This window comes from Ferroplasma sp. Type II (assembly GCF_000496155.1).
Genome location: NZ_KI542681.1, coordinates 44,924 through 70,946, shown reverse-complemented (window position 1 = coordinate 70,946; position 26,023 = coordinate 44,924). Strand labels below are relative to the sequence as shown.

Annotated in this window: 31 protein-coding genes and 1 other RNA gene; 18 read left to right on the top strand and 14 right to left on the bottom strand. The window is 37.7% G+C overall.

Features of this window, described 5'->3' with window-relative positions:
- The 7 genes from AMDU4_RS00405 to AMDU4_RS00375 form a co-directional block, all read right to left on the bottom strand.
- The coding region (locus AMDU4_RS00405; RefSeq protein WP_021786026.1) for a hypothetical protein at positions 1 to 488 on the bottom strand (488 nt) is incomplete at its 3' end.
- A 101-nt stretch (positions 489 to 589) separates the two neighbouring features.
- Positions 590 to 1,750 (bottom strand): APC family permease, encoded by a 1,161-nt coding sequence (locus tag AMDU4_RS00400; protein ID WP_021786025.1) that lies wholly within the window; start codon positions 1,748 to 1,750, stop codon positions 590 to 592.
- A 296-nt stretch (positions 1,751 to 2,046) separates the two neighbouring features.
- Positions 2,047 to 2,457, bottom strand: coding sequence for a CoA pyrophosphatase (locus AMDU4_RS00395; RefSeq protein ID WP_290703758.1), 411 nt, complete (start codon positions 2,455 to 2,457; stop codon positions 2,047 to 2,049).
- A gap of 44 nt (positions 2,458 to 2,501) precedes the next feature.
- Positions 2,502 to 2,793: RNase P RNA component (gene rnpB, locus AMDU4_RS00390), an RNA gene on the bottom strand.
- Between the two features lie 35 nt (positions 2,794 to 2,828).
- A complete protein-coding gene (locus tag AMDU4_RS00385; protein WP_021786023.1) occupies positions 2,829 to 4,085 on the bottom strand; it encodes an MFS transporter in 1,257 nt (418 codons plus the stop codon).
- A gap of 69 nt (positions 4,086 to 4,154) precedes the next feature.
- Positions 4,155 to 5,288 (bottom strand): MFS transporter, encoded by a 1,134-nt coding sequence (locus tag AMDU4_RS00380; RefSeq protein ID WP_290703755.1) that lies wholly within the window; start codon positions 5,286 to 5,288, stop codon positions 4,155 to 4,157.
- Between the two features lie 30 nt (positions 5,289 to 5,318).
- Positions 5,319 to 6,632 carry an aldehyde dehydrogenase family protein gene (locus AMDU4_RS00375; protein ID WP_021786021.1) on the bottom strand — a complete coding sequence of 438 codons (1,314 nt, stop codon included), beginning with the start codon at positions 6,630 to 6,632 and terminating at the stop codon, positions 5,319 to 5,321.
- Between the two features lie 136 nt (positions 6,633 to 6,768).
- Here AMDU4_RS00375 and AMDU4_RS00370 point away from each other — a divergent pair, with 136 nt between their 5' ends.
- From AMDU4_RS00370 to AMDU4_RS00345, 6 genes are all read left to right on the top strand, one after another.
- Positions 6,769 to 7,695 (top strand): nucleotidyltransferase family protein, encoded by a 927-nt coding sequence (locus AMDU4_RS00370; RefSeq protein ID WP_021786020.1) that lies wholly within the window; start codon positions 6,769 to 6,771, stop codon positions 7,693 to 7,695.
- Between the two features lie 77 nt (positions 7,696 to 7,772).
- Positions 7,773 to 8,123 (top strand): DUF6015 family protein, encoded by a 351-nt coding sequence (locus AMDU4_RS00365; RefSeq protein WP_021786019.1) that lies wholly within the window; start codon positions 7,773 to 7,775, stop codon positions 8,121 to 8,123.
- Between the two features lie 77 nt (positions 8,124 to 8,200).
- Entirely contained in the window at positions 8,201 to 8,914 is a 714-nt protein-coding gene (locus tag AMDU4_RS00360; protein ID WP_021786018.1) for a helix-turn-helix domain-containing protein, read from the top strand.
- A gap of 9 nt (positions 8,915 to 8,923) precedes the next feature.
- The gene (rhaD, locus tag AMDU4_RS00355; RefSeq protein WP_021786017.1) at positions 8,924 to 9,685 is read left to right on the top strand and encodes an L-rhamnose 1-dehydrogenase; all 762 of its coding nucleotides are present in this window, start codon (positions 8,924 to 8,926) and stop codon (positions 9,683 to 9,685) included.
- Between the two features lie 130 nt (positions 9,686 to 9,815).
- Positions 9,816 to 10,214 (top strand): HEPN domain-containing protein, encoded by a 399-nt coding sequence (locus AMDU4_RS00350; protein ID WP_290703752.1) that lies wholly within the window; start codon positions 9,816 to 9,818, stop codon positions 10,212 to 10,214.
- 528 nt (positions 10,215 to 10,742) lie between these two features.
- Positions 10,743 to 10,868: a hypothetical protein gene (locus AMDU4_RS00345; RefSeq protein WP_021786015.1), complete on the top strand. Its 126-nt coding sequence runs from the start codon at positions 10,743 to 10,745 to the stop codon at positions 10,866 to 10,868.
- 139 nt (positions 10,869 to 11,007) lie between these two features.
- Here AMDU4_RS00345 and AMDU4_RS00340 read toward each other — a convergent pair whose 3' ends face one another.
- Both AMDU4_RS00340 and AMDU4_RS00335 read right to left on the bottom strand, forming a co-directional pair.
- Positions 11,008 to 12,369 (bottom strand): MFS transporter, encoded by a 1,362-nt coding sequence (locus tag AMDU4_RS00340; protein ID WP_021786014.1) that lies wholly within the window; start codon positions 12,367 to 12,369, stop codon positions 11,008 to 11,010.
- Between the two features lie 102 nt (positions 12,370 to 12,471).
- Complete coding sequence (locus AMDU4_RS00335) at positions 12,472 to 13,230, bottom strand: hypothetical protein (protein ID WP_021786013.1); 759 nt, start codon at positions 13,228 to 13,230, stop codon at positions 12,472 to 12,474.
- A 93-nt stretch (positions 13,231 to 13,323) separates the two neighbouring features.
- On the opposite strand from AMDU4_RS00335, the gene AMDU4_RS00330 reads away from it, so the two are divergent.
- On the top strand, positions 13,324 to 13,485 hold the full coding sequence (locus AMDU4_RS00330; RefSeq protein WP_021786012.1) for a hypothetical protein: 162 nt from the start codon (positions 13,324 to 13,326) through the stop codon (positions 13,483 to 13,485).
- A gap of 33 nt (positions 13,486 to 13,518) precedes the next feature.
- On the opposite strand, the gene AMDU4_RS00325 is transcribed toward AMDU4_RS00330, so the two are convergent.
- The gene (locus AMDU4_RS00325; RefSeq protein WP_021786011.1) at positions 13,519 to 14,625 is read right to left on the bottom strand and encodes an L-rhamnonate dehydratase; all 1,107 of its coding nucleotides are present in this window, start codon (positions 14,623 to 14,625) and stop codon (positions 13,519 to 13,521) included.
- 175 nt (positions 14,626 to 14,800) lie between these two features.
- Between AMDU4_RS00325 and AMDU4_RS00320 the strand changes: the two genes are divergently transcribed.
- Both AMDU4_RS00320 and AMDU4_RS00315 read left to right on the top strand, forming a co-directional pair.
- Entirely contained in the window at positions 14,801 to 15,556 is a 756-nt protein-coding gene (locus AMDU4_RS00320) for a nicotinamide mononucleotide deamidase-related protein (RefSeq protein ID WP_021786010.1), read from the top strand.
- 75 nt (positions 15,557 to 15,631) lie between these two features.
- Positions 15,632 to 16,096 (top strand): DUF2240 family protein, encoded by a 465-nt coding sequence (locus AMDU4_RS00315; protein WP_021786009.1) that lies wholly within the window; start codon positions 15,632 to 15,634, stop codon positions 16,094 to 16,096.
- Between the two features lie 5 nt (positions 16,097 to 16,101).
- On the opposite strand, the gene AMDU4_RS00310 is transcribed toward AMDU4_RS00315, so the two are convergent.
- Genes AMDU4_RS00310 through AMDU4_RS00300 form a run of 3 tightly spaced genes read right to left on the bottom strand, consistent with a single transcriptional unit; the run spans position 16,102 to position 18,039 of the window.
- The gene (locus tag AMDU4_RS00310; protein WP_021786008.1) at positions 16,102 to 17,157 is read right to left on the bottom strand and encodes a hypothetical protein; all 1,056 of its coding nucleotides are present in this window, start codon (positions 17,155 to 17,157) and stop codon (positions 16,102 to 16,104) included.
- Positions 17,135 to 17,680, bottom strand: a complete 546-nt coding sequence (locus tag AMDU4_RS00305) for an NTPase (protein WP_021786007.1) — start codon at positions 17,678 to 17,680, stop codon at positions 17,135 to 17,137. Before AMDU4_RS00305 ends, AMDU4_RS00310 begins: the two co-directional genes overlap by 23 nt.
- Positions 17,681 to 17,682: 2 nt before the next feature.
- On the bottom strand, positions 17,683 to 18,039 hold the full coding sequence (locus AMDU4_RS00300) for a dihydroneopterin aldolase family protein (RefSeq protein WP_021786006.1): 357 nt from the start codon (positions 18,037 to 18,039) through the stop codon (positions 17,683 to 17,685).
- A 321-nt stretch (positions 18,040 to 18,360) separates the two neighbouring features.
- On the opposite strand from AMDU4_RS00300, the gene AMDU4_RS00295 reads away from it, so the two are divergent.
- From AMDU4_RS00295 to AMDU4_RS00285, 3 genes are all read left to right on the top strand, one after another.
- Positions 18,361 to 19,092 carry a geranylgeranylglyceryl/heptaprenylglyceryl phosphate synthase gene (locus AMDU4_RS00295; RefSeq protein ID WP_021786005.1) on the top strand — a complete coding sequence of 244 codons (732 nt, stop codon included), beginning with the start codon at positions 18,361 to 18,363 and terminating at the stop codon, positions 19,090 to 19,092.
- Positions 19,093 to 19,158: 66 nt separating this feature from the next.
- Entirely contained in the window at positions 19,159 to 19,743 is a 585-nt protein-coding gene (locus AMDU4_RS00290) for a hypothetical protein (protein WP_021786004.1), read from the top strand.
- Positions 19,674 to 20,111, top strand: a complete 438-nt coding sequence (locus tag AMDU4_RS00285) for a YrhK family protein (protein ID WP_290703750.1) — start codon at positions 19,674 to 19,676, stop codon at positions 20,109 to 20,111. Before AMDU4_RS00290 ends, AMDU4_RS00285 begins: the two co-directional genes overlap by 70 nt.
- Positions 20,112 to 20,113: 2 nt before the next feature.
- On the opposite strand, the gene AMDU4_RS00280 is transcribed toward AMDU4_RS00285, so the two are convergent.
- Positions 20,114 to 20,431: a hypothetical protein gene (locus AMDU4_RS00280; protein WP_021786003.1), complete on the bottom strand. Its 318-nt coding sequence runs from the start codon at positions 20,429 to 20,431 to the stop codon at positions 20,114 to 20,116.
- Between the two features lie 230 nt (positions 20,432 to 20,661).
- Here AMDU4_RS00280 and purS point away from each other — a divergent pair, with 230 nt between their 5' ends.
- The 6 genes from purS (at position 20,662) to AMDU4_RS00250 (ending at position 26,021) form a co-directional block, all read left to right on the top strand.
- Positions 20,662 to 20,904, top strand: a complete 243-nt coding sequence (gene purS / locus AMDU4_RS00275; RefSeq protein ID WP_021786002.1) for a phosphoribosylformylglycinamidine synthase subunit PurS — start codon at positions 20,662 to 20,664, stop codon at positions 20,902 to 20,904.
- Between the two features lie 2 nt (positions 20,905 to 20,906).
- Positions 20,907 to 23,156 carry a phosphoribosylformylglycinamidine synthase subunit PurL gene (purL, locus tag AMDU4_RS00270; RefSeq protein WP_021786001.1) on the top strand — a complete coding sequence of 750 codons (2,250 nt, stop codon included), beginning with the start codon at positions 20,907 to 20,909 and terminating at the stop codon, positions 23,154 to 23,156.
- Between the two features lie 38 nt (positions 23,157 to 23,194).
- On the top strand, positions 23,195 to 23,449 hold the full coding sequence (locus tag AMDU4_RS00265; protein ID WP_021786000.1) for a hypothetical protein: 255 nt from the start codon (positions 23,195 to 23,197) through the stop codon (positions 23,447 to 23,449).
- Positions 23,450 to 23,482: 33 nt separating this feature from the next.
- A complete protein-coding gene (locus AMDU4_RS00260; protein WP_021785999.1) occupies positions 23,483 to 23,995 on the top strand; it encodes a hypothetical protein in 513 nt (170 codons plus the stop codon).
- Positions 23,996 to 24,076: 81 nt separating this feature from the next.
- A complete protein-coding gene (gene purB, locus AMDU4_RS00255; protein ID WP_021785998.1) occupies positions 24,077 to 25,444 on the top strand; it encodes an adenylosuccinate lyase in 1,368 nt (455 codons plus the stop codon).
- A complete protein-coding gene (locus AMDU4_RS00250) occupies positions 25,437 to 26,021 on the top strand; it encodes a hypothetical protein (protein WP_021785997.1) in 585 nt (194 codons plus the stop codon). Before purB ends, AMDU4_RS00250 begins: the two co-directional genes overlap by 8 nt.
- Positions 26,022 to 26,023: the final 2 nt, after the last annotated feature.

Sequence of the window (26,023 nt, the reverse complement as noted above, 5' to 3'; positions counted from 1 at the left end):
ATGGATGATTCTATCTCATCCTTCATTGAGATCAGTTTATCAAGTGCAGAATATATCCTGTCCTTCCTGATTCCCTTTTCCATGGGATAATGTGCCTTATCCACAAACCTCAGAAGGCCGAAATCCGATGATGGATCCATGAGCCTAGAGATCACCGACAAAAATATAATATCAGATTGATCTCCAAGCATGTCAAAGATCCTGTCCAGACCTAGATCATGGCACAGTATTTCTGCTGCATATATCATTCCATATTCCTTTGGCGGCATGATATCCAGTGTCCTCAGATCTGCCTTTTCTATGGACTCCTTCTGATTCTCCATTGCAAACATCTTCCTGTATCTTTCAAGGTCATTGTCATTCGTTACCGGTCCAAGATGTTTTATGACCCTGTTTTTGGCCTTTCCATTCTCCTTATACCGTTCCACGATCTGAGCATAATTATACTTCGAATCCCCCCTTTTTACCGAGATAACACGCAGATGCATGATATGATAACAAATAGAAGTATATTAATGTACGTGTGTCTAGACACACTAACACAGTTCACGTATAAACCCGTAAAAGACTAGTTTTCACAAAAATGAAGTCAGAAACTCAAGTTTGAAAAACTGAATATTGAATTGCTGATGATAAGGAACAGGCTGGCAGTCAGTGGTCCCAGTATGAACCCGGAAACTATGGCTATGGTCATGCTCAGCAGTCCTGTAAATATGACCAGGTTTCCCGGTACCTTGTGTTTATTGATCTTTGCAAAAACCTTTGGAAACAAGAGATCATCCCTGGCATATGCATATGAAGTCCTCACTGTGCTGGTTTCAAATGCCACTCCCGAAGAGTTGAAGCTGTTTATGATAAACAATGCAAATATTGCAGCAACTGCAAGTCCTAGATACCTGGTGTACACATAAATTCCCGGATCTGATAGGCTTGCATAGTTAAACATATTGTTTACTCCGTATACTACGGACTGGGCATAGGAACTCATTATTATGACAGCCCCTATGAGCCCGGCGAGTATTCCCAGTGCAAGTGGTATATTTTTTTTGGGGTTTTTTGTTTCCTCGGCAACTGGAACAATAGAATTAAGACCTCCGAATGTGGCTATTCCCAGAATCATTTCCACTGCAATGTCAGTATAGTTGAAATGTACCGCTGCTGCAGTGAAGGGAACAAATGAGTTGTTTGGGCCTGCAATGACTATGAGGGCTATTGATGTGCCAACAAGGAATATAAATTCTGCAAGCCCGGTATAGAGAACGTATTTCAATGACAGTTTTACACCAAAGAAATTCAAGACTGTTGTCTCACCGATTATAATTATTGTGAGTGGAATCCAGATCCATGGATATGCTGCTGCAAGTGCCGGATCCAGTGCATAAAGAAAGGCGGTGAGTCCAAGCATTGCGAAGCCCGTATATCCTAAAAGATAGTAGTAATAATATGAAATGCCGCCATAAAATGAAAGGAATCTTCCTGTACTTTTAAATGCCTTCCTGTGAAATGCTGCCCATGAATAGGCTGAAGCCACCTCTTTCGACCATTCATATGTGACAAGTGTCATTCCGCAATATATAATGAATGCGAGAACTATAACCAGTGTCATAGAAGCACCAACAGCTCCGGCAATTCCAACAAAAAACAAAGCCGTGACTGCAGCTGGGCCATTAGTCCCTAACCCCTGTGCCAGTGCCTGCCACATACTTAATGTGTGTGTAGCAAGCCCGGATTTTGCATCCTGATTTTCCATCAGAATAAAACTATAAATTGTATAAAAAGCTATCGCAACATATATCCGGTATTTTTACAATTTCTGGATAAACAGCTTCTAAAGATCCATGAAAACTCAATTGTGATAACTGTGCTGAACGCAGGGAATTTAAGTATCCTCTATTGGCTTATATCAGCATTGCAACTATATAATAATGAGCAATGCGGAAACAAAAAAATAATTTGAAAGGTTTAATGTTTCCAGTTTTGTGTATGTGGACAAAGGGAAAAAGAACCCTGATACTGATACATATCTTTAATAGAGAATTACTGGTTTTAGGAAAAATAATCACGGAGAATACGGTAGGTTAGCCCAAAAACTACATAATTTCCAAACCGGTAGGTTTCATTATCCAGCAGCAGATCTTTTTCAGATGACCAGAAATATTGTGATATCTCATTGTCCGGATGCACTTCTGTATTACTGGATATACATTCATAGGCAGCGACACTTACATGCCCGTTCAGTGTATGATATAGTCCAAGCAGCCTATTTACCGTAACAGAAAGCCCAGTTTCTTCCATTGTTTCCCTTATCGCGGCCTGTTCACATGTTTCCCCATTTTCCCTGTGCCCACCGGGAAGAGCCATATGCCCTGACCATGGATCGCCTTCCTGATCTGCCCTTTTTATCAGGAGAAATTTATTTCCATTCAGTATCAGGGCTACAGCCGCCATACATTCCATCTGTTATTATCAAAAGTTCATATTTAATAATATTCAAAAAGGGGAAATGCCCGGAGTAAGCCTCCTTCTGTTAGCCTTTCGGTTGGCAACATTCGACTATGCGTCTTACCTGAATCTGGCAGCTGTATTCAACGATTCAATTTAGACTTGCTCCCTGCAGGGAGAGTTCTCATCGGTACTCCCTGAAACGTCATTTTTACGAATCACACTTTACAGGGAACCGTTTATTTCTTGTCTCTTAACCATGCCTCTCGGCATACCGGCTTTCACCGGTTGCAGCCAGCTGTGGAGGGAGGACTTTCCTCACCTTTCGGCGTCAGTTGCCCTCGGGCTTTTCCCTGTATATAATTGCTATAATAGATTTAAAGTTATCAGGATTCTGATTCAATACCGTCCACCATTAAGTCTCCATGGTATCCGAAAATTTCCCGGAATACCGTGAACGTTATTATTATTCCGAAGAGAGATGCCATAGCGATCACGATAGTGGAATAACCTATACCGATAAATGAGAACATTATAGGAAAAATCGTGATAGAAAGGAATGAAGGAAGTTGATATATGAAATTGGACATACCCACAGCCTTTCCACGATATTCCGAATCTGCAATCAAGGCCTGTGAAGTTATTATAGGTTGGTTGTTCCAGTGATTTCCCCATACAAACACCATCATGGAAACTGGAAGAATAATGTAGAGATGAAGTATTAAGGCCAGGCCAGATACAATAAGACCAAGGAATGACAGGAAGAAACCGGAGTAGCTGATTCTTCTTAATCCTACTATTGGAATAATTTTTGGTCCAATGTAACCTGCAGGAAGACCAATGCAATATATAGCTATTATAATAAAACGCTCCTGAATAATTCCAGAAATGCCAAATTTCATTATAATATAGGGAATGAAAAAGGCAAAGGTACCAACTTCTATGCCACTTGCAATTCCGCAGCACCAGGAATATATTGAAGTTCTTCTTCGGAGTTCATTATGCATGATGTTCCCCCAATAATCCTTATATGATGTACTTTTTCTCCTTTTTTTCCACAGGCTTGATTCAGATATATTCCTATACAGAGATAGGAGAACTACTGCAGGAACAATCTGAATAAGTATTGCCGTTTTCCAGATAACCGCCACCGGAAATCCTGCTATAAGAAGGAACACAATCCATATATTTAGCCCCAGTATGGCCATACTTGCCATAAGGGTATTATATGCACCTACAACTTCACGCCTGCCCGGATTCTCAGTTTCCATTATATATGAATATACATTAGCTATATCAGCACCGGCAGGTATCCCTGCAATAAACCTGAATGAGGCTAACATGGCTAAATTTGTCGAAAGTGCTGATAAGATAGCCGATACAATGAATAGAATAAGATTTAACATAAACATCCTTTTTCGGCCAAAACGATCTGCCAGATATCCTCCCAGCAAGGAACCAATTGATGCCCCTCCAACAGTTGCTCCCGTTACAATTCCAAGAAATGCTGTGCCAAAATGCAGGTCATGTTCCAAAAATATGCTCAGCATCGGAATTGAGAATATGTTCAATTCGTCTATGAAAAGAGAAGTTAGCATAATTTTTGAGATCCCTCTATTTCCAAAGTATGATATCTTCTCCATGGTGGGTAATTAGAACACTATAAAATAATATACCCTAAAGTGCATTTTATGCACCAAAATAAAAAATTTCTATATTTTTATTTTCCTGTATTTCACAAAAAATAGTATATCATAGGAAAGTTTCAGGGCACCTCCTGCAATAAACATAAAAGGTGGAAATATTGTCATCATGGCACCAACCAACCCAGGACCCGGTATTTGTGATCCATTTCTTACAACGGAGAAAATAGAATTGCTGTTAACCCTATAATCCTCATCTATAATTGTATTTATTAATGTGTCTCTTGCAGGCACATCCATTTGGCTTGTTGCCTGTCTCAAGAATAAAAATATCTCGCTTATAATAAGTGCGTGGAAAATTGGAACAAGCATGAGAAATATGTTGCTTACTGAATGGGTATATACCATAGTACGTATCAGACCTATCTTTGATGATATTATGGGAGAAATCAATATTGATATTGTGGTTATAACGTTCACAATTATGAAGATCAAACCTGCAGTACTCAAGGAGATATGATAAACATACTTAAAATACAGTGATATCATGGATACGGTTACCATGCCTCCGGCCAATGCATCCATTGAAAAGAGGTATGAAAGTGAAAATACCCGTTTTTTAGTTTCACTGTCAAGATCTTTTCCTTTCATTTTTTTGTGCTGTGGGAATTTAATGAAAAGATATAGTATAAACTGGGATAGGGCAACCAGCGTCAGAATGAGAAATACAACTCTATAATCTATATTAACATAGAGAAAGAGGAATATTGAGGCAACTATGGATGATGAATATGAGAAGAAATTATACAAAGAAAATGCATTCCTCTTGCTTTTTATATCTGTTTCATAATATGCCATTGCATACTGCTCAATTGGCTGGTTCGGGCTTATATCCCTGCCAGATAGTGATATTGAACCAAGTATTAAAGAAAATATAAAAACGTAGAAATCCAAAAATATAAAATTCAACAGCAGGGCTATGACAAGTGTACCGGCTATTAAGTACATCTTGACCCCGTTTTTTGCTTTTAATGCCGGAAGGAGATAAATTATCAGCGTGGAAAAGGCAATGCTGAAAAGCACTATAATTCCAACATCAAATACACCAACAAACCTTGCAAGATAGAAAGGTGTTATAACTGCAAGCATTGACAATATAAAAGACCTGGAGGCCTTTGATAGGGATATGAAATAACTCTGCATTTTCATAGAAATCTAAGAAATGGAGTGGAATTAATTGACCCATACTGTCTTTATATTGGTAAATTCCAGTATGCCGTATCTTGACAATTCACGACCTATTCCGCTTTTCTTAGTCCCTCCGAAGGGGAGCCTGGGATCAGATGCAACTATCTTGTTGATTGAAACGGTACCGGATTCTATGTATGGCACAAGCTTCTCAGCATTGTCAGGGTCACCCCATATTGAGCAGCCAAGGCCATATGGTGTATCATTTGCAAGTTTTATTGCCTCATCCGTGGTTTTGAACCTACTTAACATTGCAACGGGACCAAAAATCTCTTCTCCATAGTCCCTGTTCATTTTAACCAGCGTTGGCCTGATAATGTTTCCAAAATTTTCGCCTGTTGGTATTATTGTACCCATGGACTTTAATTCTTCCAGTTGCCTGGCAATTATGTTTTTCTGGGAAACGGATGACAGTGGGCCTATGTATGTGTCCTTATCCAGCTGATCGCCTACCTTTACCCTGCTGTATTCCTCCAGCATTCTTCTGGAAAACTCTTCGTATATATCGTCCCTGACAAGAAAACGTTTTGAGGCTATACAGCTCTGTCCATTGTTCTGCAGTCTGGCATAAACACTGTTTTTTACTGCTTCATCAATATTTGATGAGTCCAGGACTATATATGGATCTGAACCGCCCAGTTCCATTACGAATTTTTTTATGTTTTTACCGGCTTCTGCTGCTATTATGGAACCGGCTGCAGTGGATCCGGTGAAAGAAACGCCATCGGAGTATTTTATGGCTTCATCGATGATTTTTCCCGTTGTGATCACAGATTTAAAGGTATCCAGATTGAACAGTTCCTGGATTTTCAGTGATGTTCCGCTTACTATGGAAGCATGTTTCAAGAGTATAGAATTTCCTGCAAGAAGAGCAGGTATTGCGGCTCTTGCTACCTGCCATAATGGAAAATTCCATGGCATTATTATTATGATAACCCCAAGGGGATCAAATCTGATGTATGATTTTTTTGCCTCTGTCGGCACATATTCATTTTCCAGAAATTTCTCACCGTTTTCAATATAATAATCAAAAAGCCAGAGTGTTTTCTTTACCTCTGCAAGGCTCTGGCTTATGGGTTTTCCCATTTCGGATGACATTAAATTTGCCAGGCTTTCCGCATTTTTTTCAAAATTCTTTCTTGATTCCTTAAGTCCGTCTATTCTATTATCTATGCTTTCCCTCCATTTTAGCTGGTTTTGTTTTAACATACTGATGGTTGACTTTACTTCCTCCAGATCTATTATGTTATATTTCCCCAGTTCTTTTTCTGTAAATGGGTTGAATGTTGTGATTTCCATATATAAAAATAGATGACGATTACTTTACCTTTTTGGTATGTATTATCAATAGTCGTTTCCTCCCTATCTTTGATATTTTTTTATTTTTCAATAGACCACTGCAAAAATAATTATAAAGGGGTTTGATTACAATGCTATGATAGGAGCAATTCTTGCAGGTGGATACGGCAAACGTTTGAAACCAATAACAGACCATATTCCTAAGGCACTGGTGGAAATTACGGACAATTATACAATAATGGACCGGCAGCTTTTTGATTTTAAAAACATAGGAATCAGGGATGTTTACATCCTTTCAGGATATCTCAGTGAGGTAATAGAAGAACGTTACAAAAATTACAGAGATATGAATATCCATTACCTGAGGGAAGAAAAACCCATGGGAACTCTGTTTTCCCTTTCTAACCTTATGAAAAATATAGATGATGATGCCATAGTCAGGAATGGTGATACTGTAACGGATATAAATTTCAAAAACTTCGTTGATTTCTCCACTTCCAGAAATTACGATATGGTAATGTTTGTAACGAAAATGCAGAGCCCCTACGGAATTGTTGAGTTTTCAGGCGATAAGGTAGACAATTTCAGGGAAAAGCCACAGCTGGATCATTATATAAATGCAGGAATGTACTATATAAAAAAATCTGCATTTAATGCCTTTTTCAGGAAGTATATGGAAAAAGACATTGAAAAAAGTGTGTTCCCCTATCTTGTAAACAATAACCGCATGGGTGTATACTGTGAGGATGCCCTGTGGCTTGGCATTGACAGCGAAAAGGATTTAAAAACTATCAAGGAAATGTATAATGGCAGGAAGGATACATCCTATGGATACTCAAAAATATTATATGAAGATAATGGTAAAATTATTAAGGAACATTATATCAGGGCAGGGGAAAAAGTGGAAATTCCCCCGGGCAGGATATTGAAGATAGATTCCGGAGTAGGCTATATTGATGATAATACAGCTAAAAAATATGTCCCTGGACAGGTAATAAAATTAGAAAAGAAAATAACAGTATTAGCCCATGAAAATTCGATCATAGAGGAAATATTTATATAAAACAATATGGAAAAATAACGTTATAATATTTAAATTAAATTCATAATATTTAATAACAAGTGATTAATAGTAAATGCATGACAGTGAGCAGAGATGAGTTATTAAAAGCCATTGAAAATATATATGGCAAGAAGGGCATGTCTGAGAAGGATTCCGAAGATCTCTGCGACTTTATTCTTTCATTTTTCGGATATGAGGATTATATAATAGATAATGTTCTTACTGCCGCTGAGAGGGATGTTTTTTACAACCTTGAAGAATATGGTATAGTTACAACATTCAGGGAAGAAATTAACATAGTTCACGGAAAGTCCTGGCGCATAAACCAATGGTATCTGGACAAAGCGAAAATAGGCAAATTAGCCAGAGAAGATAAGAAGGAAGATGAGGAAAAAAATATATACGATTCAATATTTAAAAACATGTAAATGGCGTCATATTATACTTGTTTTTAAAGTTAATAGATAAACCAAATGTTTAAGTATAGTATTGACTATAAATATCTATGGTTCTTAAAAAGGATGATGGATATGAATATGTTGAAGTCAATTTCCAGATGCGGCATGAGAAATGCTGGACCGAAGTAACGGAGGAACTCCATGTCAATATACACACAGTTAGTAGCAATGTTTACAGGGACAAAAATTACATATCCGGCACCATTGAGGTGAAGGCTGAATCAGAAAAAGAATTCAAAAAATTTATTGGACTATTCAAGAGATCCCGTGCAATAAATGAAGTAGCGATGATATCCTCAAATATATATAGAAGGAATCTTTATGAGGTTTCTTTCAGGGAACAATATAATAATATGATATCCGCCATCCTATACGAAAATAATGCTATCTACCATAACGATCTCATATCTGATAATTTCGAATATATAATGGCTATAGTCCCTGTGGAAACTGTAAAAAGTCTTAAATCAGACCTTTCCGAACTGGGGGAAATACCTTATTTTCATATGAAAACCGATATGCAAACAGGGCGGATAGATAGTGTGTTCAATTTGACAGACCAAGAGGCATTTACAGTTTATATGGCTTATCAGAACGGATATTTCAATATCCCACGACAGAATTATCTTAATGAACTTTCAGTAATAACAGGACTTTCAAAATCAGCCCTGGAAGAATATATGAGAAAGGCTACCAGCAAGATTATGAATGAATGGACAGAAAAAAATAGATACTTTTTGATGAGAAAATTTGGAAAATAGGTGATGATAATGGATTTCAAAAACAAGAATGCTATAGTTACTGGAGGATCCAGAGGCATAGGGAACGGCATTGCAAAGGCACTTGCTGACAGGGGAGCAAACGTTATGATAACATATGGGAGCAATGACCACGCTGCCGATGAAACAGTAGACTACATCAGGAAGAAAGGGGTAAGAGGTGAGAGATACAAAATAGATCAGTCAGATATGGAAAAAATAGGAGGATTAATGAATTTCGTTAAGGAGAAATTCAAAACTGTGGATATACTGATTAACAATGCCGGGATTTGCCCATTTATGGATTTTTTCAACATAGACCAGAATTTATTTGATAAGGTCTGGAAAGTCAATGTGGAAAGCCATTTCTTTATAACTCAGAAGGTATCCGAAATAATGATTAAGAATCATACTAAAGGGAAAATCTTGTTCATCAGCTCAATCAGCGCAATAGTTGGAGGAAAATACCAGGCACATTACACTACGACAAAATCTGCCATGAATGGATTGATGCATTCACTTGCCATAATCCTTGGAGAACATGGGATAATGGTTAACTCGCTGGAACCGGGCACTATACTTACAGACATAAACACAGAGGATCTTTCTAATAAAGAAAAGAGAGAATATATGGAAAATAGAATACCACTGGGGAGATTAGGAGAACCTGCAGATATAGCCACACCCGCACTATTCCTTGTATCTGATGAAAACACTTATGTGAATGGTGCTGAACTTCTGGTTGACGGCGGAATGCTTGTACACCTTCAGTGATTCTATTATCAACATAATTTTTGTAATATTAACAAAGTATAATGTTCTGTTCATTGAATAATACCAGATTAGTTATGAACACAATACCATTATTTAAATAGATTATAATTATGATAAATGTGTGATATGTTTGACTGTTGAGGGAAAATATAAACTGTTTGTTGAAAAATCAAAACGTTTTTTTGAAGATGCTGTTAATAATTACGAAAAACAATATTACGATCTTTCAATGTTTTCCCTGCACCAGAGCTTGGAATTACTCTTAAGGGCATTATTAATAAAAAACGCTAGGGAATTCCCACATAGCCATAATCTTAAAAATCTAATGGAGACTTTATCAGAAATGAAAAATAGTGAATGTACGACCATAATCAAAAGTTATCTAAAAAAATACGGGTTAGAATTATCAATAATAACTGATGGATATGTAACATCCAGGTATCTTGAATCAAGTTATGATGGTAGCGACATACAAAAATTAATAAATGTTGTTAAAGAGATGAAAGAAGGTATGCAAGATGTTTGTTGACTTATATAGGAAAAAAAGAAAATATTCGATAACATGGATTATTACATTAATAAATTGGTAAATCAAATAAAGATTGGAGACCAAAATTCAGAAATCTATTTGTTCGGCTCCGTATTATCTGGAAATCACTAACTTACGAACAAGAAAGCTCCGACCTTTAGTGAGAAGATGAATTGCGAAATATATATATGGCTTCATGAAATATGAAATTAGAAGTAAATCCACTGGATAAGTCCTGAAAAATGGCATGATGGCGATTGCTTCTATGAAATCCTCCATAGGAGGTTGGGAACGCCTCTGTGTTCCGACCAGACATGATATAGATAAAGGCGTATCCCAATTGTATGTAGACAGGGATGCATGCAAAGGGAGCACTGATACCCCTAAAAAGGCAACACTGTAATCGGCAGAGACCTTAAGACTTAGTAATAAGTTCTTGCAAAACCGTCCAGACCGTGAGGAATGAAGGCGAAAGGGAAGTAAAAGTGAGAACCTCCGATGCTTTAGCTGAGGAGAGTATGTCAGAATATGTCAAGCGATATAGATATTTTGATAATTGCTGATGAAAAGCAAAAGATAATGAAATTGTTATGGGATAATAACTATGATGAACCTTTTGAATTCCACATAAAATATAGGGATGAAGCAAAATAATACTACCATAAATAGAGCCTTTTCCGGGAACTCTTGATAGAGTATATCAATTAATGTAATTTTTGAATAGAAATAAATCTAATGTTTTTCATAAAGTGTTGGGAAATTGTATATAGATAAAATAGTGTACTACATTTATTCATTCAACGGTATCATTGGACGTTTCTTCCAGTGACTTTCTCTCAGTCCTAACATATTCCGGCTTGAATATGTACAATAATGCTACTACTATAAATGCCAGAATAAAGAATGTCCCTGCTATATAACCTATATACTCAATTCCAAATACGACTATCATTGGCGTGAACAGCCCAAATATTCCGGCCTCGAATCTCATGGTAAACCAGACGAATCCTTGCCCAGAATTTCTCAGGCTTGTGGGAAAATGCTCCAGTGACAGAAGTCTTGTTGTTGTCCATATCCCCAGACCTTGTCCGATCCCAAATAACAGAAATGAAGCAAGAAGAATATACACATTCTTCAGGAATGGGGGGTATACAAGCAGGAAAAATGATATGGCTGCCATGGCAGCACTTGTCAGGTAAAGTGGAACCCGGCCAACCCTGTCTGAAAGGTAATAGAATATGACCAGCCCTGGAACTATGGCGCTTGCAAAGTAAATGGCCTCAAATGCATATGTGTCCCTGAGGCTCACAATATGGAGGGAACTGAATATATATGGGAAGAATTCACCATAGGTTGATGCAGGTATCCCCCACATTAGGTAAAGGAACCAGGCAAGAAGCATATACCAGCCATATTTTTTGAATAATTCCTTATATTTGTCGATACTAAATTTTTTATTCTCCTCGTCCTTAATATTTATGTGAAGCAGTTTAGCCGATTTCTCCAGATCAGTTTTATTTCCACGCATCATATCGTACCTGGGCGATTCTGTTAGATCTCTCCGAAGTACCCAGCTTATAAAGGCAAGAAGTCCCAGCATAATCCATATAACCCTGAAAAGCACCATTCCTGTATTATATAGAGCAATTGCGATGCCAAGTTCGACAAGGACTCCTACGTACCACATTATTGTTGTAATACTCATTAGCCTGCCACGATAGTTTTTTGGAGAAAATTCCGTTATTAGACTCCAGGATGTAGGAACATCGGCTCCAACTGCCATGCCAACAAGTGCATAAAATATCATTGCCCAGACTATATTAAAAATACGGAAGGGAAAAATTCCAGTTATTGCTAGTAATATTGCGGATACTCCATATATTATCATGTCTAACTGGTAAATGAATTTTCTGCCAAATTTATCCCCAAGCCTGCCGAACCCAAGGGCTCCGAAGGCTGCACCAAGAAGTGTGATCAATGCAGGAAGACCGTCCTCAAAAGTTGTAAAATTTAACAAAGTTCCAATTGCCAACAATGTTATACCAGTACCGGCCAGCATACCGGCATCCAAAAAATCACCTAAGGAGGCGATAAAAGTCCATTTAAAATGAGTACTCGAAAGGGCAGCATCGTCATAAGTTTTACTCTCCACCATCAATTCACCTGACAATATATTTGTACTATTGTATATATATTAGATTCCAAACTATTCCATAGAACATTTACTAAACATATGTAAATGTTAATATATTTATTCCTAAAATTCCAACTCACTGATACTGGGATCGTATGCCGAAAGTACATTTTCATATGGTTTTAACATATCATATGCTCTATAGCACTCAAAAATATTTTCAGCTATGCCCATAGGTATAAAGTTGTCTATATTTCTACTCTTAAACGATGCGTCGGTAAAAACAATATCTCCACTGTCTGTATTTATTATAAATGCCAGTGATGCCCGATGATGGCATCCTACCCATAGGGCGCTGATTCCAGGTATTAGTTCGGTTTCTGTTTTGGCCTCAAAAAAATGTATTCTTCCCCTCGCATCAAATGTTAGGTATTTTAACACGTGTTCAGGGATGAACAAATTGCGATCGGAATTATGGTATCCCGGTATCACGATATCCTTTACCCAACCTTCTTTCAGTATATGGTATCGCGCATTTTTGAATTCATTAGCTCTACCGTTGGTATAGTCTTGAATGGGTGTAAATGATATGTTCCTGATATCTGCAGCATCGAAACCGTATTCAGATAGGAGGTGTATAGAGTCTATAGAGATAAATTTTGCACGTTCCCCCGCAAATTCAACCATTGCACTGTTACGTTCATCAATATTTTTTGGCATTCCTGTATTAATCAGAAAATTTGTTTCATCGTTATACGCAAGCAGCATATGGAAATGAAGAGTTTCCCATTTTCCCCAGCCAGACATTCTATACACTTCCGGTGCCGGAACCTCAGATTGCCCCACCTTAAAAATTTTGACCTTGAATACATTTTTTGCCATTTATACCAGATATGTTATTCGTTCTCATTAAATAAAATATTCCCCGGACATTTCCTAAAAATATTTTAATTCCTGCATCTTGCTTATAACCATATGAAAAAAATCACAGGCATCATTCCAGCAATTCCTACCATATTCAAAGAAAACGCAGAGATAGATTTTGATGGTTTAATAGAATGTATTAATTTTGCCGTTAAATCCGGAGCCAAAGATGTCTGTTTGGTTAAAGTTAAAGTTAAAACAGTTCCTGGATAAATTCAGCATTCCCTGAACATATCACTTCTGTTTTTATAGTTTATATTCTAGTCCGAATCCTGGCTTGTCACTCAATGTAAAGTACCCATTTTTGGGGAAGGGTGTACCCCCCATATGCTGTTCCATCCATTCTCTGTACTTTGTCAGGAATTCAGCCACAGGAGTAACACTTTCTGGTTCTGAACCGATTACATGAAGGTTATAGACATTGCCCGTATGGGGGACTACTATGGCACCGTATGTCTCGGCCAGTGCGGTTATTTTCTTCATGGGTGTTATTCCTCCAGTCCATACAGCATCTGGTTGGAGTATTCTTATTCCTGCATCTAGAAGCCTCTTGAAATCATAAATGTGGTAGTGGTGCTCACCTTCGGATATGGGAATTCCTGTTTTCCATGAAAGCATTTTCATTGCCTCAAAGTCGTCTGGCATCAGTGGTTCTTCAATCCAGGCTATATCGTATCTTTCAAGTTTTTTAACCATCTTCAATGCAAAATTATAGTTCCAGGACATCCATGCGTCCCCTGCCAGTTCAATATCATATCCCACCGCTTCCCGGATGGCCTTTACCAGTTCAATATTCTTTTCTATACCATTAATATCAGAGGGTCCTGAAATAAATCTCATTTTCATTGTTTTATAGCCCTGGGAAACATATTCCCTTGCTTCATCCTGCAAATCTTTGAAGTCTATTGGATGAAGATGCGAAGCATATGCTCTTATATGTTTTCTTGTTGCACCGCCCATTATTTTGTATGCCGGTACTCCAAGGTACTTAGAATATATGTCATACATCATAATATTTATAGCGCTGAGGGTATGCATCAATACCCCAGATCTGCCCAGAGGGAGCGATAATCTATAAAGCATATCCCATGCCCTGTTAATTTCTGAAATATCAAATCCCACCAACTTTCCAGAAAATTCTACAACGAAACCAGCCACATCGGACGTAGTGTTATAGAATGAACTATATTCTCCTGCCTTCATTTCCAGTGTGTATACTTCATTTATCATTGCGGCTTCAGTGGGAGATACTTCACCTAGCGCATCCTTATAATAATCCGTGGGTTTCACATATCTGTAAATAGGCTGGCTGACCTTTTCTCTGCCGATTATGTTAATGCTGTCTATTTTCATATAATCATATTTTTAAGCCTTAATGAGTATTAAATCTATATCCGGATATGTTCATAAGATACTTAGGGATGCTTAAATGCAATATTTCGGTTTCTTGGAAACATTATTATTTATCCAATTTCCCATTTTTTATCCCTTTACAGATGATTTTTATATCATTATAATATAATATTTTATGAAAGCCGCTATAATCACTGTGGGTAACGAGATACTGAGCGGGAGGACAGTTAATACAAACTTCTCGGACATAGGCAAAATATTGACATATTCTGGATATGAAGTAATAAGGGGCATTGTAGTGCCGGATAGACTGGAGGATATTGCCGGTGCCTTCAAGGAGGCATTTTCTATTGCAGATCTTATAGTCTCCTCAGGTGGGTTGGGCCCTACATATGACGATATGACACTGGAAGGATTTTCCATGGCTTTCAATCTAAAGATGGTTGAAAATAACGAAGCACTGGACATGATAGTGAAAAAGGTACATGAACTGACCCCTGAGAGAGAGAAAATGGCATTAATTCCGGAAAATTCAATACCACTTGAAAACAGTGCAGGTACAGCACCTGGTATATATATTGAAATGTCAGGAAAGGTATTCATAATTCTTCCAGGGGTTCCAAGAGAAGTTGAAGCAATATTAAAAGAAGTAAGGGATAAAATAAGAATAAAAGGTTTCCACTATGTTGATAAATCTATGAACCTTTATAATGTAAAGGAGAGCTTAATAGCCCCATTAATAAGAAAATTAATGAAAGAGTATGGTAATAAGGTGTACATAAAAACCCATCCAAAAATTGACGAGAATGGAAAGCCATGGGTTGAGATTGAAGTTTCTGCATCTGGCACAGATACTGATGAATTAGAAAGTTTCGTGTCCCATATTCTGGAAATAATAAAAACAGATGTTGAAAAACATAATTATGCATAAATTTTTTTATGTTAACTCCTGATTGAGTGTTTTACCTTTCCGATAACTTAATTTGTAGAAATATTATTAACCGCTATGAACAAGGATTTAGCCAGAAAGCTTATCGCCATAGTGGCATCAAAGAAGGCGGATGGTTACAGCAAATCTGATTTTACAAACATTCTTTCCTTTAAAAGGTCACTGCTACCGCCGGATAATATAGACCGATTCATAAGTGTGTCTCTGGAGGACAAGCTCATAGTTGAAAAAAACGGGAAATATGTGCCAAACTTTAGCACTGAGGGAGTTATAGTCCCACTGGATTTTTCAGTAAGTGTTGATGAACTATTCTCTGAAGCCACAGAAAAGCCACTCATTGATAGAATGCTGGAAGCTGCATCAGCATCAGGTAAAATGACTAAGAAAGAGGCAATAATAAGGGCAAAAGAGCTTCTATCCGGAATGCAGTTTATTGATTTTGAAACGGCTATGATCACGGTATTATCAGACAGTGGCATAGATGTTTCACCCTTTGTTTCGGAGAAGGAAAACAGCTTCTGAAAAATTCAATATATTATATGAAATGCATCAGATACAGATGAGGATACCTTTATTCCTGTATCAGAGAACTGTGCCCTGCCACATATTATTCCATGATCACGGAGTTTTTCCATGCTTGATTCCATGGATTTGGTATCCTGCACTGTTATTCTGGCATAATCAGCAATGTCCGCGAAGTAAAGTGAAAGATCGTTGGCTTTTATTCTTTCCATGGTTTCAAGGAAGTGTTTATCAGGGTTTTCAATATAGTCAAGCCTTTCAGCTATTTCTGAATTAAGATTGCCCAGCCATAGAGGGCCCTCCATAGAATTCCTGTATTCCGGGGAAAGCCCGGAATGCCTGTCAAAAGTTCCTATGTGTTCAAGCTGTGCATCCGCTTTGTGTGAGGATGATACTATCTGGAATATTATCCTGTAATAGTGTGAATGCCACAGTGATATAATGGGTATTGCAGCTTTGTCCATGGCTGCAGCTCTCTTTACAATTTCTCCGATTAGGAGCCTTATTCCTGATTCGTGCCGGTAAACATCGTTTATGATAAATGCTCCGTAACGCCTGAAAGTTTTTATGGGCATGGAACCGGTCAACGCTGTGAGATCCGTTGCTGTAACACCTATGTAGCCCCGGTTCCGTATATTTATCATTGCGTCATCAATATATGGCAATACCGATCCATACGGATCTATATCTATATAATCGAAAAGATAATCATTTAATATTGCCTGGAACGTTTTATTGTATGTTTCAATGTTAGAATTGTTCAGTTCCCTGTTCATATTAATATATTCATATGATTTTTTGTTGATTTCCGATATAACTGTCTTTATACCTGCTTCCCTGTTTATCCTAAGTCCTCTTATGCCTGTACCGCCAAATGCATCCAGGGCTATCCTTGGCTTTGCTGTTTTGAGGAATGATATGGTAACATCCCGGTTAAGTTTCTGATCCATATTATAGAAACCTGCGGTTTTTGTTCCGGGTCCCTTGATGGAAAAGTTTTCCGTGGCAATAAATTCTATGGACCCTTCGGTAATTGTCTTAAATTGATTCTTCTTCTCCATTCAATACCTTTAAAATTTTAAACGGGAGTATGTTCTTGTTTATTGGAGTTATATCGAAAACTCTCACACTTTCATATCCACGGAATTCCTGAAGAACAGGATTTCTTGATTTTTTATGGAGTGTGACAATTATGGATTTGTCGGATTTCATTGTTTCCTCTATTTCATTCTTTATCTGTTTTGTTGTATTTTCAATTTTGCCAAGTTCGTCTATTATTATCACATCTGCTTCCTCCCTTGATTTCTGGAGACTTGGCACCAGTAATTCCTCCAGTGACTTAGTATCAACCCCCAGTTTGTCTACTTTTACCCTTGAAATAAGATCAATTCTGGCAAATTCCACTCTCTTTTTGGTAACTATATCTGTGATATAATAGGCTATTACCTTCCCATGTTCAATCTTTTCCGTTACAATTGTTCCCTCTATAACTTTTCCGTTGTTTCGAAGCATTTCCATAATTTTATTCAGTGCCTCGGTTTTTATTGAACCGATTGGCCCGGTTATCCCTACTTTTATTGCCATTGTTATTCCTCCAAATACATCAGCGGGTAATCCAGATCCTGCATGTACTGCATCCTGGCATTTACCTCCTGATCCTTATATTTTATGGTTAGCCTTACATCCAGCATATCCCCCGAAAGAGACATATACCGGAATGATGTGTTACCGTGCCCGTCAATGTTGATACTTACCGAAACGCTTTTAACAAATGGCTGTAACATTACGCTTTTTTCTATTGTCCTTTCTATGTCTTCCCTGTTGCTTTCATTTATGGGCACGCCCGTATACTGATGAAAGATTGCCCCCAGTTTTATGCCTGACTCGAATATCGCCCTTTCCCTATCTGTGCAATGAAAATATTTGCGGGCTGGGTCTATCATTATTTAGTGTATTGCATATAATTAATTAAAGATTGTTTTTTTATTGGCGTGGTTTTTTAAATGTTACTATAAGTACATAAGGGCTATTTAGATGCATTTATATGCATGATTATGATAACTTTATCAGCAAACCATCTAGATAGGTGAACCACTCTAATGTGGATCTACAGTCAGGCAAGACTGGACAGGACATGAGGTTCCCTGTCATAAACATGCACAACATAGGAGATCAATAACTATAAAAGGAGAAGAAAAGAAGATGGATATAAGCACGAAGAAGGTCGAACTGGTAAAATACGGCGAGGGATTGAGGTGAAATATATGAATGTTTACAAAAATCTCATGGAAACCCTGAAATATAAAAGGGTACACATGACATTAATTGATCCAGCTGCTCAAATTCCGGATAGGGCTGTAGAACTTGCTGAAAAGGCGGATAAAGCTGGTACAGATTTTTTTCTCATTGGGGGATCAACTGATATAGACTCCCGTTTAATGGATAAGACCATAAGCAGAATAAAGGAGAAGACAGATAAGCAGGTAATTATATTCCCCGGTTCAAGAAGCATGATAAGCCGTTATGCTGATGCAATTTATTACATGATGCTTATGAATTCGACAAACATAGACTATATAGTTGGCCATCAGATTGGTTCAGCCGGTATTCTTAAAATGCTAGGCATAGAGACAATCCCCATGGGCTATCTCATTTTCGAACCGGGAATGACGGTTGGCAGAGTTGGCAATGCAAGACTGATAGGGAGAGAAGATGAAAATACAGCACTTTCTTATGCCTTCGCAGCTGAATTTTTTGGATTCAAACTACTGTATCTGGAAGCGGGATCAGGAGCACCTGAACCTGTGGGCGGTAATGTTATAAGAAGAATAAAGGAATCAGTGAAATTACCGGTTATAGTTGGTGGTGGTATACGGGATTATGCAAAGGCAAGGTCTGTTATAGAGGCAGGAGCTGATATAATAGTTACAGGCACGGTAATAGAAAAGCATGAAAACCCATATATAGCTCTGAAGGACATAATAAACGCTATTTAAACATTATATCTTCACAAATTTCTGTTAATCGCCTAAATTATATTAGGAAAGAGAAAATATAGAAGAATGGAAGATAACAGCCTCAGCGACCCGCTTTATTTTCTTTACGCAATTCAGAGAAGCCCCTATGGTTTCAATCTTAAATGGAAGCATATAAAGCCTCTTATATCCTATATGTTTGGAGATGAAATTTTTGAGAAGCTTAAGGATGGGAGAGTAATAGGCACATATGCAGATGACAACATACTTGAAATAATCAATATTCCCAATATAAGGTATAATATATCCGATTCAGAAAAAGAAATTCTATTCCATAAATTTATAGATTACGTATCAGGACACAGCCTCATAATTGGCCTTATGAAAATTATGTACCTTGACAGAAAATTTGCCCAGTTCCTTATGGACTTATTAAATCAAAATCCCCAGAAAACATCCGATGATTTTACCAATTCTTCGGCATTTCCAATAGTGAATTTACCAGATTTTTATTATTCAAATTCATTTGCTGATTACTGCAAACCATATATAGAAAGCTTTACGCTTGACATGAAAAATCTTATAAAATACCTTGGGAGGGAATGGTTCATAAAACTGTCATTATTCTTAGAGATGGGTCATTTAACAATAACAGCTTTTCGAAATCCATAGAAAATAATGGATATGAATCCATATCAGGAGTAAAGGAATTAATAGAAAATGATTATCTTTCCCAGATCATAGTAAATCTTGATTCCTTCCTCAATGACAGGACTGTTAACAGAGCACTCATGACATATGCATCAAGGTCTGTGAGGGAACGTGGCATAAAAAGATTCTACGACTGGCTCTCAATAGCAAACGATATCATGGTGGGTTTAGAATTCGTTATTGGAAGTATATTCTTCCTGCCCAGCGAGTCAAAATATTCAACTCTGGGGGTTTATCTGTTCATAATAGGCAGTACACAGCTACTGATAAGGCCAATGATAAATATAGCAAGAAGAATTCATATATTTATCCTCCATAAAAACGCATAAAATTATTTCTTCCTGAGAACTCTTAATCTCTCTATTGTCTGAGATATTTCATCGGGTTTCATTTCATTTATATTTTTTCCTGAAAATAATGAAATTGCCGATCTAGTCAGCATTATTGTTTCTATTCCCGTAGCTATGGCCGCAACTATAAGCACCGTGAAACCTATGATGAATATGTGAATATGATGCGTGCCATAACCCGTATTTAATGTGAAATAAGTGAATGCAAAGAATGCTAAAATAAAAACTAAGGAGAGAGTGAATGTAATTAGCCTTATTCTGAAGAGCCTGATCGCCTCTTTTCTGTCGAGCTGAGCCATAACGAGTTAAAACAATGACAAATATTAAATTTTGCATTATCAAAGTTATTGAATGGATTTATATAAATAGATTAAACAGAGCCAAAAACGTAGGGTAAATACATACTAAGGCAGGTGGATTAAACCACATTATGAATACGGTATTCCATAATCATTACCATAATGGAGCTATAGTTAAAATCATTATACATGAATAGATAAATTTAATTTATTAATTAAAATACGTCTCCATGAAGGTTAAGGTTCAGATCAGATATTTGCCTAATGTTGAGGATCCAGAAGCGTTGAGTATAAAAAGAAACCTGGAACTGATTGGATATGAAGGGATAAAAAATATTTATTCATATAAAATTTATGAGTTCGAGACGTCACTTGACAGGGAAGACAGTATCAAAGAAATAAGGGAAATAACTGAGAAACTTCTGACAAATCCCGTTATACAGGAATATAAAATAGAAGATTTAAGTGAATAATTATGTATAATATAATTGAGGGCACAAATGAAGAACTTACTAAAATAGCATCAGGCCTGGGGTTGACATATGATGAGATAGTAATGCTCAGGAACTATTTCCGGGGGCTTGGCAGAAATCCAACTGACATTGAAATACAGGCTATCGCCCAGGGATGGAGCGAACATTCCTGCTATAAATCATCCAAACTTTACCTGAAAAAATATTTTTCTGGGCTTAAGAGCGATTATACAATACTCACAATGGAGGATGATGCAGGTGTCATATCATTTGACAGCAACTATGCATATGTAGTGAAAATGGAAAGCCATAACCATCCCAGTGCTGTTGAACCATATGGTGGTGCCGCAACTGGAGTTGGAGGGATTATCAGAGATGTTCTTTGCATGGGTGCACAGCCGGTGGCACTGGTTGATTCCCTATATTTTGGAGATCCAGATAATGAAAAGGGCAATTTAACCGAACGGTTTATAATAAACAGGGTAGTTGGAGGAATTAGAGACTACGGAAACCGTGTCGGCATACCCACAGTTGCTGGCTCAGTGAATTTTAACCCCATATACAATGGCATGCCTCTGGTAAATGCGGGGTGCATAGGCATTGTAAGGAAAGACCATGTGGTCAGGAGCAGGATAAGCAAGGAAGGAGACCTGCTTATTGTATGTGGTGGCAGGACCGGAAGGGATGGAATACATGGCGTAAATTTCGCCTCTAAGATTCTCAAGGCAGATAATGAAGAAAACAGAAATGCTGTACAGCTGGGCAATCCCATTATAAAGGAGCCACTCATACATGCCATACTTGAGGCAAATGAAGCCGGAATAATAGACGGAATGAAAGACCTTGGTGGCGGAGGGCTCTCAAGCGCAGTGAGCGAAATGCTTTTTGCCGGTGACATGTCAGGAATTATAAACCTTGACCGGGTGCTTTTGAAGGATAGTAATATGGAACCCTGGGAAATATGGGTCAGTGAATCACAGGAAAGGATGTTTCTGGCAATTGATCCGTCAAACCTTGAAAAAATAAAGAAAATTTTTGGAAAATGGGGTATAGAATATTCTGTCATAGGTGAAACCCTGAAGAGCCCCAATCTCATAATTCAACACAATGGAGAAAAAATACTTGATATGGATCTGTCATTCCTTACAGGAGGTCCTGTATATGCAAGGAGCTACAGGAAGCCTGAAAAAGTGGAAAAAACAGTATTAGACCGTGAGCCGGAGAACTACAGAAATTTTATTCTGGAATTCCTGTCCAACCCGAATATATGCTCAAGATTCAATATAGTAAGGCAGTATGACTTCACAGTGAGGGGGGATACCATTGTAAAGCCATTTGCCGGCATGCCTAACCATGAGACACACTCGGATGCAACAATCATAAAACCTGTGGAAGAATCCTACCAGGGTCTGTGCCTTACTTCTGGATCAATTCCGGAAATGGTAGGAATAGACCCATACTGGGGAACAATGCATGTTCTGTCTGAGGGGTACCGGAATATACTTAGTTCTGGGGGCACACCACATTCAGTAGTGGATGCACTGAATTTTGGAAATCCGGCAAACCCTGAGACAATGTACAGATTTATTGAATCCATTCATGCCATATCAGATTTCTGCCGGGCAACCGGGCTGCCACTCGTATCCGGAAACGTTAGTTTTTACAATGAAACAGAGTGGGAAATACTGCCCACCCCAAATATGCTCCTTATTGGAAAAATAGAGGATATTAGAAAGGCAAAGACTGTTGAGGCAAAGCATAGCCGTAATCCAGTCTATCTTGCTGGAACAATATTACCGGATCTGGCTGGTAGCCAGTATTCGTCTGCAATGCATACCAGACACAGTATATTGCCCCATATGGATATAAATGAGCTTATTGCCCTCAAGGATGATATAGATTCTTCAAAGGATTATATTGAATCCATGCACGATATCTCAACTGGCGGGCTTCTAATGTCCATTCTTGAGATGTCCTTCGGAAGCCACTACGGCATAGAGGCTGATATATCAAGCATTCCGGGAAGAACTAATGAAAAACTCTTCTCAGAACTGGGAAATGGCATACTGATAGAGGTAAGGAAGTCTGATGAGGAGAAATTCCGTAAATCCTTTAGCAGGTCTAAGTTGGAAAAAATAGGAGTTACCATTGAAGGAGAGGTAAGAATTATGGAAAACGGAAGGTATATATTATCTGAGAAAAGCAATAAACTACGTTCTGTATGGGAAAAAGGCCTTGATTCCTATATTTAGCCACATAAATTTATAATAATAGATACTAATATAGCTTTATGTCCGATTATATACACGAATTAAGATTCATGGAGGATAAGAATTTAACCCTGGAAGTTAGTTACAGGCTCAACTATGAGGATAAGGCATGTGGGTCTATACGTGTGTTTTCAGGGCAAATAGATCCAGAAAAGGACAATTATGAACTCTATATGGAAATTATTGAGTGCGGTCTTACAGCTGAAGAGGTTAATCAACGTGTAAAGAAAATGGAGGATGAAATCAATCAGGGAACACTGGATCTTTCACTTTGACAATAATTATATAATGATTTTAAATGCAAATAAATGGCAGGCAAGAAAGTAATTGTGGGAATAATACTCATGGTAATAGGAACTTCGCTTGCTATAGGGGGAGTTCTCACAATTACCGGAGAGCCATCGGGAAATACTGTAGATAAGTATTCAGGTGATATTTATACATCGCCTAGCTTCAATTTTTCAAACAATATGGTGCTTATAATGGTATCCTCTAACAATTCCTCTGCCGGCCTCGTCAGCTGTACAGAGTTCACGGAACATGCGTCCGGGTTTAATACCTCCAATATAGGGAATTATACTGTAACGCCAGAAAAATACGTTGATGGGGAACCATATTATGCAAATTTAAATGGCACGTATAAATATGTAATCATTACAGGCCATAAACCAACCATGGACTATAATTTTATTAAAGAATCAGAATTTCTAAGGGTTACCGATGCAAGCTATATTGCTGCCTTAGGTGCACTTCTTACAGGTTCTGGAATAATACTGACTATGGTTACCATACTTTTCAGGAAGATAAATTCCCATAAATAAATGGATTTTTTATTATTATGGATCTGATACCGCTCCGGTTATGTAACAAAAAAAACTTTAAACTAAATGTAATAGGCTTATATGATCGTTTCACCACTGGATTACCGATATGGCAGGGAAGATGTAAAAAACATATTTTCAGAAGAAACAAGATTACATATCATGCTCAATGTTGAAAGTGCAATAGCCCAGGCAGAGTCATATTACGGCATTATACCTGAAGAAGCTTATATGGACATAAAAAGGGTTGTTGACAATAATGAAGTAAAGATAAGCAGGGTAAAGGAAATAGAATCATCCATCAACCATGATGTTATGTCAATAGTAGAGGCACTTACAGAAAAATGCACAACTGGAAAAAATTATGTGCATTTTGGTGTAACATCAAACGATATAAACGATTCCGCATCGGCAGTCCAGATTAAGCGTGCTCTCAGTATAGTAACTTCTGATCTTGTAGGGTTGAGCAAGGCACTCATCAATGTTATAAGAGAAAATGAGGATACAATAATGGTGGGCAGGACACACGGCCAGCATGCATCCCCAATAACCCTCGGACTGAAGTTTTCTGTGTATCTTTCAGAGATAAACAGGCACCTTGAAAGAATTCAGGAGGGAAAGAAAAGGATGATAGCCGGAAAAATACTGGGACCTGTAGGAACAGGTGCAGCACTTGGAATGAATGCACTGAAAATACAGGAAAAAACATGTGAAATACTGGGGATAACACATGAAACGGCATCAACCCAGATAGTTGGGAGGGACAGGTATATAGAATACCTCTCAATAATAAACAATATATCGGTATCCATAGAAAAATTTGCAACTGAGGTAAGGAATCTCCAACGCCCGGAAATATATGAATTGTCAGAATATTTCGATATGGACAGGCAGGTCGGATCAAGCTCTATGCCATCAAAGAGGAATCCCATAGTGTCTGAAAATATCGTCAGTCTGGCACGACTGATAAGGTCTTTCATAATACCTGAGTATGAAGCTGGTGTGCAGTGGCATGAAAGAGACCTTACAAACAGTGCACTGGAAAGATTTACCATACCATATGTATCTATACTTGCCGACGATATTATAACAAAAATGACCGGTGTTATTAGTCATCTGTTTATCAACAGTGAGGAAATGAAAAAAAGGGCATACGGTGATCAGTTCATTATGTCAGAAAGTGTTACAACAGCATTAACAAGAAATGGCATGCCAAGACAGGATTCACACGAATTCGTCAGAGAAGCATCTATGTATGCATACGAAAATAAAATAACGTTCAGGGAATCACTGTTACATAAGGGCATACTTAACTTCATTTCTGGGAAAATCCTCGATGAAGCAATGGAACCAAAAAACTTTCTTGGTGTCTCAAAGGAAATTTGTGAAAATTCAATACGGAATTCCGAGAACCTTGAAAAATATCTAGCAGGTGAAATATATGATTGAAAATTTCGAGGAAACAAAAAGATACAAATTAATATTAAACGAAATCAACGGTGAGGAAAAATCCATTACCGGTATACAGAAATCACTTGAAGAGAAGGGAATAAGTATGCACAGGCTGGTACTTACAGGCTATCTGAATGCCATGGTTGAGCTAGGAATATTGCGGGAAAGGGAGATAAAACCTGCAAGAATATTTTCCTTCGCGGCCAATAGCAAACATGATATATACAGCATAGTAGGTTCAAGCATGAAGAGACTGGACGAGGAAAATGCCGGGTATAATTCATTATTAGTACTCCACTTCCTGTTTGAGAGGCCTATTTTCACCAGAGAGCTGGAAAAGTGCAATGTAAGTATTCCAAGCAAAAATGTAAAATCCATAAATTCACAGTACAGAAGTGACTATATCAGAAAATTGGCGGAAATGGATATAAAAATACCTGCCACCAGCCTACTTATTGAACCAGTAGATGTGGATAAAATTCTTGTAACAAAACTTTTGAACTATATTTTTTCCAGTGAATATGACCTCAAAAAATACATGGTAGTAAATACAAACCAAAAAACACTTGATTGATA

Coding starts and splice junctions, on each gene's coding strand:
- AMDU4_RS00400 (WP_021786025.1), bottom strand. CDS start 1,750: ATGGAAAATCAGGATGCAAAATCCGGGCTTGCTACACACACATTAAGT.
- AMDU4_RS00395 (WP_290703758.1), bottom strand. CDS start 2,457: ATGGAATGTATGGCGGCTGTAGCCCTGATACTGAATGGAAATAAATTT.
- AMDU4_RS00385 (WP_021786023.1), bottom strand. CDS start 4,085: ATGGAGAAGATATCATACTTTGGAAATAGAGGGATCTCAAAAATTATG.
- AMDU4_RS00380 (WP_290703755.1), bottom strand. CDS start 5,288: ATGCAGAGTTATTTCATATCCCTATCAAAGGCCTCCAGGTCTTTTATA.
- AMDU4_RS00375 (WP_021786021.1), bottom strand. CDS start 6,632: ATGGAAATCACAACATTCAACCCATTTACAGAAAAAGAACTGGGGAAA.
- AMDU4_RS00370 (WP_021786020.1), top strand. CDS start 6,769: ATGATAGGAGCAATTCTTGCAGGTGGATACGGCAAACGTTTGAAACCA.
- AMDU4_RS00365 (WP_021786019.1), top strand. CDS start 7,773: ATGACAGTGAGCAGAGATGAGTTATTAAAAGCCATTGAAAATATATAT.
- AMDU4_RS00360 (WP_021786018.1), top strand. CDS start 8,201: ATGGTTCTTAAAAAGGATGATGGATATGAATATGTTGAAGTCAATTTC.
- rhaD (WP_021786017.1), top strand. CDS start 8,924: ATGGATTTCAAAAACAAGAATGCTATAGTTACTGGAGGATCCAGAGGC.
- AMDU4_RS00345 (WP_021786015.1), top strand. CDS start 10,743: ATGTCAAGCGATATAGATATTTTGATAATTGCTGATGAAAAGCAAAAG.
- AMDU4_RS00340 (WP_021786014.1), bottom strand. CDS start 12,369: ATGGTGGAGAGTAAAACTTATGACGATGCTGCCCTTTCGAGTACTCAT.
- AMDU4_RS00335 (WP_021786013.1), bottom strand. CDS start 13,230: ATGGCAAAAAATGTATTCAAGGTCAAAATTTTTAAGGTGGGGCAATCT.
- AMDU4_RS00330 (WP_021786012.1), top strand. CDS start 13,324: ATGAAAAAAATCACAGGCATCATTCCAGCAATTCCTACCATATTCAAA.
- AMDU4_RS00325 (WP_021786011.1), bottom strand. CDS start 14,625: ATGAAAATAGACAGCATTAACATAATCGGCAGAGAAAAGGTCAGCCAG.
- AMDU4_RS00320 (WP_021786010.1), top strand. CDS start 14,801: ATGAAAGCCGCTATAATCACTGTGGGTAACGAGATACTGAGCGGGAGG.
- AMDU4_RS00315 (WP_021786009.1), top strand. CDS start 15,632: ATGAACAAGGATTTAGCCAGAAAGCTTATCGCCATAGTGGCATCAAAG.
- AMDU4_RS00310 (WP_021786008.1), bottom strand. CDS start 17,157: ATGGAGAAGAAGAATCAATTTAAGACAATTACCGAAGGGTCCATAGAA.
- AMDU4_RS00305 (WP_021786007.1), bottom strand. CDS start 17,680: ATGGCAATAAAAGTAGGGATAACCGGGCCAATCGGTTCAATAAAAACC.
- AMDU4_RS00300 (WP_021786006.1), bottom strand. CDS start 18,039: ATGATAGACCCAGCCCGCAAATATTTTCATTGCACAGATAGGGAAAGG.
- AMDU4_RS00295 (WP_021786005.1), top strand. CDS start 18,361: ATGAATGTTTACAAAAATCTCATGGAAACCCTGAAATATAAAAGGGTA.
- AMDU4_RS00290 (WP_021786004.1), top strand. CDS start 19,159: ATGGAAGATAACAGCCTCAGCGACCCGCTTTATTTTCTTTACGCAATT.
- AMDU4_RS00285 (WP_290703750.1), top strand. CDS start 19,674: ATGGTTCATAAAACTGTCATTATTCTTAGAGATGGGTCATTTAACAAT.
- AMDU4_RS00280 (WP_021786003.1), bottom strand. CDS start 20,431: ATGGCTCAGCTCGACAGAAAAGAGGCGATCAGGCTCTTCAGAATAAGG.
- purS (WP_021786002.1), top strand. CDS start 20,662: ATGAAGGTTAAGGTTCAGATCAGATATTTGCCTAATGTTGAGGATCCA.
- purL (WP_021786001.1), top strand. CDS start 20,907: ATGTATAATATAATTGAGGGCACAAATGAAGAACTTACTAAAATAGCA.
- AMDU4_RS00265 (WP_021786000.1), top strand. CDS start 23,195: ATGTCCGATTATATACACGAATTAAGATTCATGGAGGATAAGAATTTA.
- AMDU4_RS00260 (WP_021785999.1), top strand. CDS start 23,483: ATGGCAGGCAAGAAAGTAATTGTGGGAATAATACTCATGGTAATAGGA.
- purB (WP_021785998.1), top strand. CDS start 24,077: ATGATCGTTTCACCACTGGATTACCGATATGGCAGGGAAGATGTAAAA.
- AMDU4_RS00250 (WP_021785997.1), top strand. CDS start 25,437: ATGATTGAAAATTTCGAGGAAACAAAAAGATACAAATTAATATTAAAC.